Source organism: Bacillus sp. C28GYM-DRY-1 (assembly GCF_030519405.1).
GTDB classification, from domain to species: Bacteria; Bacillota; Bacilli; order Bacillales; family Bacillaceae; genus Bacillus; species Bacillus spizizenii_A.
Window position 1 is genome coordinate 29,505 of sequence record NZ_JAUMKF010000005.1, and the last position, 12,446, is coordinate 41,950.

Here is a 12,446-nt window from a genome sequence, read left to right on the forward strand (position 1 = left end):
GTTCTTCTAAATATGTTGCTGTTTTAATAGATATTTAAGCTGCTCCGCATCTTTGGCGAGAGCTTCAGACTCGGTCAGGTTATGGATCATTCCTTTTATGATCGCCAGCTTCGGTGTTTTTTTCTTCATTTCTGCTTCAAGTATGTCCAAGCTCTCCGATAATTCAAGAGAGGAGTTTGTGTTTAAGCTGTTAATTTTGTCACGAAGGCTTTTCACAATCGATTCAGTCAGCGGGTCAGGCCGTCCGTGCGTAAGAGGCCCAAATAAAGAGCTTGCCTCTTCCAATGTGATGAAAGGCTTATCGTTTCGTTCAGACATGCCTTTTACCATATCATCAATTCGATTCATAATGATATCAGCTAATTGATCCGGCTTCACATTATAGCCGAGCAAAATCATGCATTCCAGGTAAATCTGGCTGATGCCCTCTATTAAAAAACAAAGCTCTGCAGTATACGGTTCCGCTTTTTTTCCGTAAATGTTCAGCAGGCTGTCGATATGAAATTGAAGTGAGGACTGGCGGATTTTTTTGGCGCATTGCTCTACTTCCTCCGTGTAAGGCAGAGAACTTTCCTTCATCTGCATGCTGATAAAATCCTTGTGTTCAAGGATGTTTTCATAGAGCACGGTCAGCTGTTTACGGTAAGCTGTTCTGGGGCTGTCTCCCTTCGTTTTAATATTTAAAATTCGGGTAAACGTTTTATCATAATAGTAGTTCAGCATAGACAGAAGAAGCGCTTCTTTCGAAGGAAAATAAATATAAAAAGCGCCTTTAGATATTTTGCATTCTTTTGCGATTTCCTGAACTGATGTTGAGTTGTATCCTTTTTGGGCAAATAGTTTTAAGGCTGTTTCAATAATTAGCTTTTCTTTTTCCTTCAATGGTTCCACCCTTTCAAAGCCCGGAGGCCTGTACAGGATATGACCATATAGTCACACCTTCTGTTATAAAATTAACCTTATTGTAACTTGTTTTTTTATCATGTATTATTTATATTATAAATTGAGATGACCGAATGGTCAAAGCTCAAGCGAAAGGGTGAATCTAGAATGAAAGAATTGGACGAAATGATCAGCCGCTTGCGAAACAGAGGAATCAAAGTGGAGAAAGTCAAATATCCGAAGCAGACCTTGTCTGAGAAAAAATGGGTTCATCAATGCAAACAGCCGCTCAAAACAAATTACAGAGATTTCAACGGCTATTCTTTCACATAAAAAATAGACTGCAAAAACATGTACAGTCTATTTTGGCACTGCTATGCGGTATGTTACACCCGTTTTGTCATTTTCAATTGAGATAGACGCCTTATGAAGAGTTAAAATTCGTTTTACGATGCTTAGACCAATGCCGAATTCGCCTTTCTTCCCTTTATTAAAAGGCTCATAAAGGCTGGAGAGCATCTCATCTTCAATATGCGGTCCGTCATTTTTAATGGTGATCACGATATTCGGATCATCTTGTTTCATGCTGATTTCTATCTTTGTCTCAGCATAGCGGATTTGATTTTCCAGAATATTTTCAAGGAGTTTGTTCCATTGCTCCGGATCGCCCGGCATCAGAATGTCTTCTTCTACATCAATTTCCCACGATAATTCTTTCCGCGCCCACTTCAGTCTTTCGATGACTTCTTCTGTTACTTCCAAGATACTGAACATGTCATGCTGCACTGATTGCTTCGCTAAATAATCCAGCTTCGTTAAATATAATAAATCCTTTATTTTTTTCTCCAGCTTAAGGGCTTCGCCTTCAATGACATCTACTGTATTTTCTAGATCTCCTTTAGGGAAAATTCCGTCTTTAATCGATTGCGTATAGCCTCTGATGACCATAACCGGCGTTTTTAGGTCGTGAGAGATATTTTGCAATAGGGTTCTTTCTGTTTCGTCCTTTTTCACAAGCTTTTGGCGCATCTCTTCGATGGTATGGCCCAATTTGCCGATCTCATCTTTCCGATCCACTATCACTGGGTCATCCCAATCCTGTTCGGAAATCCGTTTGACGTGCTTTTCAAATGACACGAGAGGCCTTGATAAATACTTTGCAAGCCAAATTGCGGGAATCCAGCTTAATAAAATGACAACAGCTATAATAAACAGAAGCTGTTTGAAGAGAGTATAGGCCAGATCGTCCCTATACGAATCAAGCGCGTAAGACAGCATCATAGCTGATTGTCCATTGACGGAAAGTCCCTTTTTAATGACAAAAAACACTTTCTCTCCATTGACGTCGGCGCTGTACCGTTTCTTTTTGGTCTCCTGTTTATCGGCGAGCTTGTACACTTTATGGATAAACGAAGACGAGAGAATGCTTACATCCCTGTCTGAAGAAGCATCTTCATTTTCAGGCAGAAGCACGTGCTGTACGGAGCGGACAGTTGTAGGCGCCGTAGCTTCCTCGCTGTAGTAGCGCCTTTCAATTGAACCCGGCAGGCGGTACTCCGTCAGAACATGCTGCTCATTTTCAATTGTCGTATACGTTTCATTGGTAAAGAAATCGCGCAGCGTGTTTGAAAATAACACGAGCAGCAAAATGGAAATCGCTAACAGGATGCCGGATATGACAACCCATATTTGAAACGCGAGCGGCTTGTTTTTCATGATGACATCATCCTGTAGCCGAACCCGTAAATCGTTTCAACCTTCAATTCTGGCATCTTTCTGCGCAGTCTCCGGACGAGATCATCGACGACCCGATCCGTTCCGAAGTAGTCATGCCCCCACACTTTTACGAGAATATCCTCACGAGAGTATGGATGTCCTTTATGATGGATAAATAAGAGCAGCAGATCAAATTCCTTCGACGTCAAATTGATGATATTGCCGTTTTCATCATAAACCTCGCGGGCGTCTTCAGCGACCCGGTAAGAGGAAACAGCGATCTCATTTTTTTGTACAGGCGGGGCTTCTTTATAGACGAGCTCAAGAAGCTTTTGCACACGTATAATCAGCTCCCGCGGCAGAAACGGCTTTGAAATGTAGTCATTGCTGCCAAGCTCTAAGCCAAGGACTCTGTCAATATCTGCATCTCGGGCGGAAATAAAAATGACCGGTACGTCAGGATCTTTCGCTTTGATTTCTTTTATTAATGTATAGCCGTCGGTATCCGGCAGCATGATATCGAGAATCCACAGGTGGGGAGACGGTGTCATTTTCTTTCTGGCGTCTTCACCTTTCGTAAAAGATGTAATGTTCCAGCCCTCATTCTCTAAATACTTCGTCAGCAGTTCATTCAGGTTGTCCTCATCTTCAACTAGATAAATGGTGTATGACAAGGCTCTTCACATCCTTTCAACGTCATTATAAACTAGTTTTAACATACGGCAGGCAATTTTCATAATTTCACATATTCTTTTCATTTTTATCCCACAATGTTTGTTTATGATATGTATAAGGGAAGAAAGGAAGAGATATAAGCGAGGAAGATGTAGGATGATCAAAGATATTCTATTTTGGTGCTTTGCTTTTCTCCTCATTATTGGGACAATTGAACTTGTACATGCGATGAATATGTAACGATAAATGAAAAACCGTTAAAGGAGTGTAAGAACATGGATTATCGACGTGATGACCAAAACGATCAATACCAAACAGGCTCTTCACATACAGAACATCAGAAAACAGAAAACCGGCAGCCGATTGAACATCCTGAACAGGAATTGCTTGATGCGCCTGTTTCGTATGGAACGGGACGGCAAGAAACGGCTTCTGCTATCGAAATGGAAAAGAAAGAAACGGCTGTGAAAAAAGAAAAGAAACGGAGAGCCGCATGGCTGAGCCCGATCTTAGGCGGAATGATCGGCGGTGGCCTGATGCTCGGCATAGCGCCTTATCTGCCGTCAGACCATGATCAGACCGAGACTGTTTCGGCAAATAAACAAGTGCAGTCAGATAATTTTACAACGGCACCGATCACGAACGCTTCAAACGTCGCTGATATGGTGGAGGATTTAGAGCCGACGATTGTCGGCATCTCCAATATCCAAACCTCGCAAAATAACACATTTGGCACGGGAGGCGGCTCAAGCTCAGAAAGTGAAAGCGGAACGGGGTCAGGCGTCATTTTCAAAAAAGACAGCAATAAAGCATATATTATTACAAACAACCATGTCGTTGAAGGCGCAAATAAATTGACTGTTACGCTTTACAACGGAGAAACGGAGACTGCCAAGCTAGTCGGCAGTGATACGATAACTGATTTGGCTGTTCTGGAAATCAGCAGCAAGAACATCAAAAAAGTGGCGAGCTTCGGTGACTCTTCACAGCTGCGCACGGGCGAAAAGGTCATCGCCATCGGAAATCCGCTCGGACAGCAGTTTTCCGGTACGGTGACACAAGGCATTATCAGCGGAATGAACCGGACAATTGATGTGGATACAACACAAGGTACGGTGGAAATGAATGTGCTGCAAACTGATGCAGCGATCAACCCGGGGAACAGCGGAGGCCCATTAATCAATGCAAGCGGCCAGGTCATCGGCATCAACAGTTTGAAGGTGAGCGAAAGCGGCGTGGAGTCACTTGGATTTGCGATCCCAAGCAATGATGTCGAACCGATCGTTGACCAGCTGCTGGAAAACGGGAAGGTAGATCGTCCGTTTTTAGGTGTGCAAATGATTGATATGTCCCAAGTTCCTGAAACGTATCAGGAAAATACACTCGGCCTGTTTGGAGATCAATTGGGCAAAGGTGTTTATGTAAAAGAAGTTCAGGCAAATTCACCGGCAGCAAAAGCTGGTATCAAATCAGAGGATGTCATTGTCAAACTAAACGGTAAAGACGTGGAAAGCAGCGCGGATATTCGTCAGATCCTATACAAAGACTTAAAAGTCGGAGATAAAACGACAATTCAAGTGCTGCGGAACGGAAAAACGAAAACCTTAAACGTGACACTGACCAAGCAGACAGAAAGCATCACAAGCTAAACGGTAATCAAAAAGCTGAACCCGAAAAGGGTTCAGCTTTTTTTTATCCTAAGTAAGCGGAAAGCATCCACACTTGTTTTTCAACTTCATCAATTAATCCGACAAACAAATCTGCTGTCGCATTGTCTTGATTTTCTTCAGCCAGTCCGATCACGAATTTAGATTCGCTGCTGATTTGTTTGTAGTCATTTACCAATGCTTGTACCATTTCTGACGCTGATGTTTCGTTTCCGCCGTCTGTGATAGACGCATGCTCAGTGTATTCCTTCAATGTGGCAACAGGCTGTCCGCCGATCGCCAGCAGGCGTTCAGCAATGATATCAAGTGTTTCAGCCGCATGGTCATACAGTTCTTCAAATTTCTCATGTAATGTAAAGAAATGCGGCCCTTTTACATACCAATGGAAACGGTGGAGCTTAGAGTATAAAAGAAACCAGTTTGATAATTGTGTGTTCATTGAATTCTCAACTAAGGTTTGATTTGTTTTTGCATTTTCAGTTTTCATAAGTTACGTCCCCCTTGTGATCTGTTGATTTAATTATAACACATACTAATTAAAAATCAATACTAAATTATAATAATTATAATTTAGATGATCTGAATAGTTTTTTCATCAGGATAGATTCCCACGCAGACCAAGGAAAAAGCGATCGGAATAACAAGGTAAGCTTGATGCCTTTTCCGATCGGGTATCGCAATTTCTTTACGTGCTGTTTTGTTGCCAATTGATAAATGAGGTCGGCAACCTCTTGGGGATCTCCGCTTTCATCTGCGTTTTTTTCAACGTAGGAAAGAATCTTCTTATAGTATTGATGATAGGCTGAATCGTCAGCAGGCATCGACATATAATTTGATAATGATGTGGACCAGATCGATGTCCTGTATGAGCCTGGCTCAATCAAAGCGGTTTGGATACCGAACGGAAGCAGCTCCACACGCAGGCTCTCAGAAAAACCCTCCAATGCATGCTTGGAAGATGCATAAGGCGACAACGCAGGGAATCCGGTTAGGCCGCTGATGCTGCTCACGTTTATAATCTTTGCTCCGCTATGCTTTCTTATGTAAGGCAGAACAGTTTTTGTCACATGAATCACTCCAAAGACATTCGTTTCAAATTGTTGCCTGAAATGTTCCATCGGCACATCCTCGACAAATCCTCCGTAAGCCGTGCCGGCGTTGTTGACAAGAAGATCAATAGGAGCGTAAGCACTAATGGCTTTTCCGAATGAGGCTATGGACTGCTCATCTGTGACGTCGAGAGCGGTAATGTGAATAGAATCAGCCACATTGTGTGCTGCGGCCAATTCCCGAAGCTGTTCAGCTTTCTCAGGCTGTCTTGTAGTGGCAATCACGAAAAATGACTTGGCGAGCTTTACGGCTGCCAGCTGACCAAAGCCTCTGGACGCTCCTGTTACGATCGCGATTTTTTTATTCATTATATACCTCCTATTTACTGCTACATCTATTGTACAATCATGAACAGAAAATGACGCCTATAAAAGAAATTTTTATACAATAATTCAGAATTGTTCTATAATAAAACGAAAGAAGGAAAGGGGTTTTGTATGATGACGCTGCAAGGGGTAGAGCAAAGATGGGATCTTGAATCATTTTTTAAGGGAGGGAGCCAATCAGAAGAATTCAAAGGATATATCGAGAAGCTGTCACAAAGTCTAAGTGCATTTCAAGACATGACTGATGCGTTTCAGGTGCCTGAATCGCCTGAAGATGGTGAAGGACTGATTGCTTTGCTTGATCTATTCGAGCGGACATCTGTCAAGCTTCAGCAGGCAGGTGCTTTTGTTGCATGCCTTCAGGCCCAGAATATCAGTGATCAAAAGGCTACTGAGCATCAGTCACTTATGAATACGCTTTCCGCAGGTTTTCAATCATCCCTCGTCACATTAGATCATAAACTGGTGGCCATTGAACAAAACGTGTGGAATGAATTGTTAACAAAACCGGGATTACGCGATGTATCGTACATATTAAATGAAAGAAGACAGAGGGTTGCCGAAAAGCTTAGCCCGGGTAAAGAAAAACTGATTGGAAACCTTGCGGTGGACGGATATCATGCTTGGAGTGACTTATACAATATGGTCGTCGGAAAAATGACGATACCGTATGAGGAAAACGGTGTGAACAAGCAATTGTCTGTCGGTCAGGCTGAAAATATGATGGGACATCAAGACCGCGCTGTCAGAAAAACAATATATGAACGTTTGCATCAAGCTTGGGAAAGCAAGCAGGATATTTTCAGCAACACGCTCAATCATTTAGCAGGGTTCCGGCTTGAAACCTATAAAGCGCGCGGCTGGGAGAATGTCCTGAAGGAGCCGCTGCAGATCAATAGGATGAAAAAAGAAACACTGGATACGATGTGGCAGGTCATCACTGAAAACAAGCAGCCGTTCGTTCAGTTTTTGAACCGGAAAGCATCCATGCTCGGCCTTGAAAAGCTTAGCTGGTACGATGTTGAGGCCCCAATTGGGTCTGATGGAAAGGCCTATTCATATGATGAAGCCGCAAATGTCATTGTCAGCCAGTTTTCAACGTTTGGCAAGAAGCTGTCCTCTTTCACTGAAAAAGCGTTTCGGGACCGCTGGATTGAAGCGGAAGACAGGAGCGGAAAAAGGAGCGGCGGTTTTTGCACGAGCTTTCCGGACAGCGGAGAATCGCGGATTTTCATGACGTTTTCGGGAAGTGCCTCAAATGTCTCAACGCTTGCACATGAGCTCGGACATGCGTTCCATCAGGAAGCGATGCTCAACGTCAGGCCGTTAAACCGGTCCTACGCCATGAACGTTGCGGAAACGGCCTCAACGTTTGCTGAGATGATCGTGGCGGATGCGGCTGTCCAGCAGGCAAAGACGAAGCAAGAAAAGCTTGTCCTTCTCGAGGATAAAGTGCAAAGAAGCGTTGCATTTTTCATGAATATCCACGCAAGGTTCCTATTCGAAACGAGGTTTTACGAAGAACGAAAGCGGGGAGTCGTCCCGGCCGGCCTTTTGAATGAGCTGATGGAGGAGGCACAAAAAGAGGCATACTGCAATTCGTTAGGAGAGTACCATCCGCTCTTTTGGGCATCAAAGCTGCACTTCCATATCACGAGAGTGCCGTTTTACAATTTCCCTTATACGTTCGGCTATCTGTTTTCTCTCGGGATTTACGCACTGGCGCTTGAAGAAAAAAACGCGTTCGAAGAGAAGTATATTGCGCTATTGCGCGATACGGCTTCTATGACCGTGGAAGATTTGGCGATGAAGCATTTGGGTGCTGACATCACGAAGCGCGATTTCTGGGAAAATGCCATCAAGCTTGCCGTGCGTGACGCGGAAGCCTTTTTGCAACTGACTGAGTAAATGAAAACCCTTGAAGTCTAGGAAGGGAGAGCATTTGTCGACACGCTGAAGCCGTGGCGTTATACGCCCCGGCTTTTTCAATTCTCCTCTGAATGAGGATTTCATTCTCTGGATATACCTAAAACAAATGGAATCCTATAGGGGGGAAACATAATGCGTTTGATCAGAGCAGCCGGGGCTGTTTGTCTCGCAGTGGTTCTGATTGCGGGCTGCCGTCTCAATCAAGATCAGCAACAGGCAGAAGGAGAAAATACAGCCGTCACCCAGCAGAAGTCTGTTCCTTACAGCAATTTCTCGCTTCGCGTGAGCTACGGAGACGGTGAGCATAATCGTTATGAAAGCATATATACAAAAAACGGAACTCAGGAAACTGCGGAAATACAGGATAAGCTCTCCGGCGTCAAACAAGAGAGAGAAGAAGCATTAGATGAGATGAAAATGATCTTGAGCGAGCTTTCCGTGACAGACCAAATGGCAGAAACAGAAGTGATCCATAGTGTGCTGGCAGCATTTAATCTGGACTCCCATTATGATCATATCAACTTGAAGCTGAAGATGCAGAATGGATCAGTCAGAGAAATTAAGAAATAACATTATGTAAAAAACCCATAAACGCCAATTATGTCCAAGCTACTAATTGAAAATGATTTTCAAAGTCATTATTTTCTGCTACAATGAGAGATAAATGACCATATCAAATGGCTGAACATCGAATCACTTGCATTGATGGCAATTGACTTAAATCGCAATATATAGAGAACGTGTAATACATAGTGCTGCTAAAAAGCCAGCAAAAAGGAGCGGTTATGGGTATGAGTGCAATTTCTACAGAAACGCTGAGCTTAGGATACGGAGATGCCGTTATTATTGATGAGTTGGATTTAACAATTCCCAAAGGTGAAATTACCGTATTTATTGGCAGCAACGGCTGCGGAAAATCGACACTTTTACGTTCATTAGCGCGTTTGATGAAGCCGAGAGGCGGTTCAGTGCTGCTGGAAGGAAGAGCGATTGCCAAGCTTCCAACGAAGGAAGTCGCAAAAGAGCTCGCAATTCTGCCGCAGGGTCCTTCGGCTCCAGAGGGGCTGACAGTACATCAGCTGGTGAAGCAAGGAAGATATCCTTATCAAAACTGGCTGAAACAATGGTCAAAAGAGGATGAGGAAGCAGTTGAGAGAGCGCTTAAAGCAACAAAGCTTGAGGACATGGCTGACCGTGCCGTCGATTCTTTGTCAGGCGGACAGCGCCAGCGGGCTTGGATCGCGATGACGCTTGCGCAGGAGACTGATATCATCCTTCTAGACGAGCCGACGACGTATTTAGACATGACGCACCAAATTGAAATACTTGATTTGTTGTTTGAGTTAAATGAAAAGGAAGAGCGGACGATCGTCATGGTTCTCCATGACTTAAACTTAGCATGCCGCTACGCGCATCATCTTGTGGCCATAAAAGAGAAACGTATTTATGCTGAAGGCCGTCCGGAAGAAGTCATCACTTGTGATCTTGTGCAACATGTTTTTTCTATGAACTGTCAGGTCACACAGGACCCGCTGTTCGGAACGCCTCTTTGCATTCCTCATGGCAGGGGCAGATGCATTGTCCAGGAAGCGGCTTTCACATCACATGGATAAATAACATCAGCGAAAGGAGCTTTCACATGAGAAAGCTCCTTGCTGTTTTTTCGAAAGGAAGATGGAGAATGGAACAAAAACTTCAGGAGCAGCTGGATGGATTGCTGGAGAAGTATACTGAGCTTCTGCTTGGTGAGACAAATAATGAGCTAAAAGAAGAAGTGAAGCAATGGATTTTGTACACGCATATCGCCAAAAGCATGCCGCCGCTCGCTAAGCATTGGAATGCGACATATCCTGACGCGAAGCAGGGCATTAAAGATATCATTCAGCATATTAAGGAATTAAATGAAGCGCATCGAAACAAACAATAGCTAAAAAAGCAGTCTGCCAATTATCGCAGACTGCTTTTTTGTGATTCTGCGGTTTTATCTGGCGCGAAGGAATTCATAAAGGTACGCAGCGCGCTGCTGATAAACGAATCTTTTCGGACAATAAATTCTGTTTTCATCTGCCTAAGAGTTTCAGGCAGCGGGTACAGCCGAATCGATCCTTCAGCCTCGTGTTTCTGTACAACCGTTCTCGGCAACAACGAGATGCCAAGACCTGCTGTAACCCCGCCGACAATCGCTTCAAGCGTACCAAACTCCATCATGACCGGTTGTGTGACACCGACAGAGCGCAGCCATTTTTCAAGTGTTTCTCGATACGAACAGCCTGTGCTGTACACGAGAATCGGCTTTGTGATGGCTTCCTCAACATCGGTCACAGAAGCAGCCGAAACAACAACTGGTTCTTCCTCAAACGCAGGATAGGATTCGAGTTCAGGATGATTACATTCGCTTCCGATAAACGCGCCATCCAATTCATACCGGAGAACTTTATCAAGGAGGAATTGTGTATGTCCTGTTGTTAAAGACAGCTGGACGTCAGGGTGTTCTTCATAGTAAGAAGCCAGAAGCTTCGGAAGCCTCACCGCGGCGGTTGTCTGAGTGGAGCCGATCATAAGCGGCCCGCTTGGCTCTATGGTAGATGAGAGCGCTTTAGACGCTTCATCCAGCAGGCCGATAATTTTATTTGCGTAGTCGAGCAGCAGTTTTCCGCTTGCAGAAAGTGTCATGCCCCGATTATGGCGCAAAAACAGAATGGTGCCCAGCTCAGCTTCCAATTGCTGAATTCTAGCCGTGACATTCGATTGCACATAGCCAAGCTGCAGGGCTGCTTTCGTAATGGAGCCTTCACGGGCTACCATTTGAAACACACGTAAATCTCCGCTTTCCATTTTGAACGCCTCTTTCGTTTGCTATCAATCTGAGTGATAACAAGTATCTTTAACAATCATTATACGTAACATCTAGCCTGGATTACAATGGAATCAGCAAGATATGTTAATCAACAGTAGGGAGTGGCGGCTATGAATGTGATGGACAAAATAGCTCTCATAACGGGGGGCGGCACAGGGATCGGACGGGCAGCCAGTATGGAATTGGCAAAACGCGGAGCAATTGTTGCGGTGAATTATTCGCGTTCGCAATCCGAAGCGGAGGAAACAGTGGAAATGATACAAAGACATGGCGGGCGAGCCTTCGCTATCCAAGCGGATGTATCAAAAAAGAACGAAGTGCAGGATATGGTTCAATCAATCGTGAAAACATATGGCACGATTGATATTTTAGTCAACAATGCCAGCGTTACACGGCATATTCCAATGGATGATCTAGAAGCTGCGACAGAAGACATCTGGGATGAGTTATACGCTGTCAATGTGAAAGGGATGTTTTTCTGCGCGCGGGCAGTAGTTCCGTTCATGAAAAAAAGCAAGGCTGGAGCGATCGTAAATGTCGGCAGCATCGCAGGGTTAACCGGGGCAGGCTCATCTATGCCTTATGCAGTGTCAAAATCGGCGGTGCACGGTTTAACGAAATCATTGGCCCACGCCTTAGCGCCCGAAATCAGAGTGAGCGGTGTAGCACCGGGAGCTGTCGCAACGAGATGGTGGGCTGGCCGGGAAGAAAAAATGAAAAGCATGATCGGCACTTTGCTGTTACAGCGTATCGCTGAACCGGAAGATGTCGCCAAATTGATCTGTTCGCTTGTTGAACAGAAATCACTCACAGGCCAAATCATCACAATTGACAGCGGACAGACGCTGTAAAGAGAGGAGATGCGGGGGATGCCATTTGTACAGATTCATTTACGGGCGGGAAGAAGTGAAGCGTGGCTTCAAAAACTAAGCAGAACCATACACCAATCGATGACCGAAGAAATTAATGTGCCGGTAGATGACTACTTTCAAGTCATCAGGCAATATGAAAATAATGAATTTTTTTACGATCCGTCTTATCTGCAGATCGAGCGCACCGATGAATTGATATACATTCATTTTACGTTGAAACAGTCAAGAACAACTGAACAGAAAAGAGCACTTTACCGCTCAATCGCGAGCCGGATTCATTCCGAGCTTGGCGTAAGACAAGAAGATGTGTTTATCATGCTGGCTGGAAATCAGGATGAGGATTGGTCTTTCGGAAATGGAAGGGCTCAGATGATTGAATAATAAAACCCCGCGGATTGATACCCGCGGGGTG

14 protein-coding genes are annotated in these 12,446 nt (G+C 44.3%); 8 read left to right on the forward strand and 6 right to left on the reverse strand.

The genetic code is table 11. The features are described 5' to 3' along the window. Nucleotides 1-6: 6 nt before the first annotated feature. Nucleotides 7-882, reverse strand: a complete 876-nt coding sequence (locus Q3W56_RS06730) for a TetR/AcrR family transcriptional regulator (RefSeq protein ID WP_302894926.1) — start codon at nucleotides 880-882, stop codon at nucleotides 7-9. Nucleotides 883-1,050: 168 nt separating this feature from the next. Here Q3W56_RS06730 and spxO point away from each other — a divergent pair, with 168 nt between their 5' ends. Next, nucleotides 1,051-1,215: an anti-adapter protein SpxO gene (gene spxO / locus Q3W56_RS06735; protein ID WP_019715675.1), complete on the forward strand. Its 165-nt coding sequence runs from the start codon at nucleotides 1,051-1,053 to the stop codon at nucleotides 1,213-1,215. Nucleotides 1,216-1,242: 27 nt separating this feature from the next. Here the strand turns inward: spxO and cssS are convergent, their stop codons facing one another. Further along, on the reverse strand, nucleotides 1,243-2,598 hold the full coding sequence (gene cssS, locus Q3W56_RS06740; protein ID WP_302894927.1) for a two-component system sensor histidine kinase CssS: 1,356 nt from the start codon (nucleotides 2,596-2,598) through the stop codon (nucleotides 1,243-1,245). After that, entirely contained in the window at nucleotides 2,595-3,272 is a 678-nt protein-coding gene (gene cssR, locus Q3W56_RS06745) for a two-component system response regulator CssR (RefSeq protein WP_302894928.1), read from the reverse strand. Before cssR ends, cssS begins: the two co-directional genes overlap by 4 nt. A gap of 276 nt (nucleotides 3,273-3,548) precedes the next feature. On the opposite strand from cssR, the gene Q3W56_RS06750 reads away from it, so the two are divergent. Beyond that, nucleotides 3,549-4,922, forward strand: coding sequence for a S1C family serine protease (locus tag Q3W56_RS06750; RefSeq protein ID WP_302894929.1), 1,374 nt, complete (start codon nucleotides 3,549-3,551; stop codon nucleotides 4,920-4,922). A 43-nt stretch (nucleotides 4,923-4,965) separates the two neighbouring features. Here Q3W56_RS06750 and mrgA read toward each other — a convergent pair whose 3' ends face one another. Further along, entirely contained in the window at nucleotides 4,966-5,427 is a 462-nt protein-coding gene (mrgA, locus tag Q3W56_RS06755) for a metalloregulation DNA-binding stress protein MgrA (protein ID WP_302894930.1), read from the reverse strand. A gap of 76 nt (nucleotides 5,428-5,503) precedes the next feature. After that, the gene (locus Q3W56_RS06760; RefSeq protein WP_302894934.1) at nucleotides 5,504-6,358 is read right to left on the reverse strand and encodes an oxidoreductase; all 855 of its coding nucleotides are present in this window, start codon (nucleotides 6,356-6,358) and stop codon (nucleotides 5,504-5,506) included. 132 nt (nucleotides 6,359-6,490) lie between these two features. On the opposite strand from Q3W56_RS06760, the gene Q3W56_RS06765 reads away from it, so the two are divergent. The 4 genes from Q3W56_RS06765 to Q3W56_RS06780 all read left to right on the forward strand — a co-directional run bounded on the left by Q3W56_RS06765 (nucleotide 6,491) and on the right by Q3W56_RS06780 (nucleotide 10,232). Then, the gene (locus Q3W56_RS06765; protein WP_302894935.1) at nucleotides 6,491-8,284 is read left to right on the forward strand and encodes a M3 family oligoendopeptidase; all 1,794 of its coding nucleotides are present in this window, start codon (nucleotides 6,491-6,493) and stop codon (nucleotides 8,282-8,284) included. A gap of 153 nt (nucleotides 8,285-8,437) precedes the next feature. Then, entirely contained in the window at nucleotides 8,438-8,875 is a 438-nt protein-coding gene (locus tag Q3W56_RS06770) for a YusW family protein (RefSeq protein WP_302894936.1), read from the forward strand. A 215-nt stretch (nucleotides 8,876-9,090) separates the two neighbouring features. Continuing rightward, nucleotides 9,091-9,918, forward strand: coding sequence for an ABC transporter ATP-binding protein (locus tag Q3W56_RS06775; RefSeq protein WP_080010349.1), 828 nt, complete (start codon nucleotides 9,091-9,093; stop codon nucleotides 9,916-9,918). Between the two features lie 26 nt (nucleotides 9,919-9,944). Further along, nucleotides 9,945-10,232, forward strand: a complete 288-nt coding sequence (locus Q3W56_RS06780; RefSeq protein WP_019715666.1) for a YusU family protein — start codon at nucleotides 9,945-9,947, stop codon at nucleotides 10,230-10,232. Nucleotides 10,233-10,252: 20 nt separating this feature from the next. Here the strand turns inward: Q3W56_RS06780 and Q3W56_RS06785 are convergent, their stop codons facing one another. Next, a complete protein-coding gene (locus Q3W56_RS06785; protein ID WP_302894937.1) occupies nucleotides 10,253-11,140 on the reverse strand; it encodes a LysR family transcriptional regulator in 888 nt (295 codons plus the stop codon). 132 nt (nucleotides 11,141-11,272) lie between these two features. Between Q3W56_RS06785 and Q3W56_RS06790 the strand changes: the two genes are divergently transcribed. Continuing rightward, the gene (locus tag Q3W56_RS06790; protein ID WP_302894939.1) at nucleotides 11,273-12,013 is read left to right on the forward strand and encodes an SDR family NAD(P)-dependent oxidoreductase; all 741 of its coding nucleotides are present in this window, start codon (nucleotides 11,273-11,275) and stop codon (nucleotides 12,011-12,013) included. 18 nt (nucleotides 12,014-12,031) lie between these two features. Then, nucleotides 12,032-12,415: a tautomerase family protein gene (locus tag Q3W56_RS06795; RefSeq protein ID WP_302894941.1), complete on the forward strand. Its 384-nt coding sequence runs from the start codon at nucleotides 12,032-12,034 to the stop codon at nucleotides 12,413-12,415. Nucleotides 12,416-12,446: the final 31 nt, after the last annotated feature.

Coding starts and splice junctions, on each gene's coding strand:
- spxO (WP_019715675.1), top strand. CDS start 1,051: ATGAAAGAATTGGACGAAATGATCAGCCGCTTGCGAAACAGAGGAATC.
- cssS (WP_302894927.1), bottom strand. CDS start 2,598: ATGAAAAACAAGCCGCTCGCGTTTCAAATATGGGTTGTCATATCCGGC.
- Q3W56_RS06750 (WP_302894929.1), top strand. CDS start 3,549: ATGGATTATCGACGTGATGACCAAAACGATCAATACCAAACAGGCTCT.
- mrgA (WP_302894930.1), bottom strand. CDS start 5,427: ATGAAAACTGAAAATGCAAAAACAAATCAAACCTTAGTTGAGAATTCA.
- Q3W56_RS06760 (WP_302894934.1), bottom strand. CDS start 6,358: ATGAATAAAAAAATCGCGATCGTAACAGGAGCGTCCAGAGGCTTTGGT.
- Q3W56_RS06765 (WP_302894935.1), top strand. CDS start 6,491: ATGACGCTGCAAGGGGTAGAGCAAAGATGGGATCTTGAATCATTTTTT.
- Q3W56_RS06770 (WP_302894936.1), top strand. CDS start 8,438: ATGCGTTTGATCAGAGCAGCCGGGGCTGTTTGTCTCGCAGTGGTTCTG.
- Q3W56_RS06775 (WP_080010349.1), top strand. CDS start 9,091: ATGGGTATGAGTGCAATTTCTACAGAAACGCTGAGCTTAGGATACGGA.
- Q3W56_RS06780 (WP_019715666.1), top strand. CDS start 9,945: ATGAGAAAGCTCCTTGCTGTTTTTTCGAAAGGAAGATGGAGAATGGAA.
- Q3W56_RS06785 (WP_302894937.1), bottom strand. CDS start 11,140: ATGGAAAGCGGAGATTTACGTGTGTTTCAAATGGTAGCCCGTGAAGGC.
- Q3W56_RS06790 (WP_302894939.1), top strand. CDS start 11,273: ATGAATGTGATGGACAAAATAGCTCTCATAACGGGGGGCGGCACAGGG.
- Q3W56_RS06795 (WP_302894941.1), top strand. CDS start 12,032: ATGCCATTTGTACAGATTCATTTACGGGCGGGAAGAAGTGAAGCGTGG.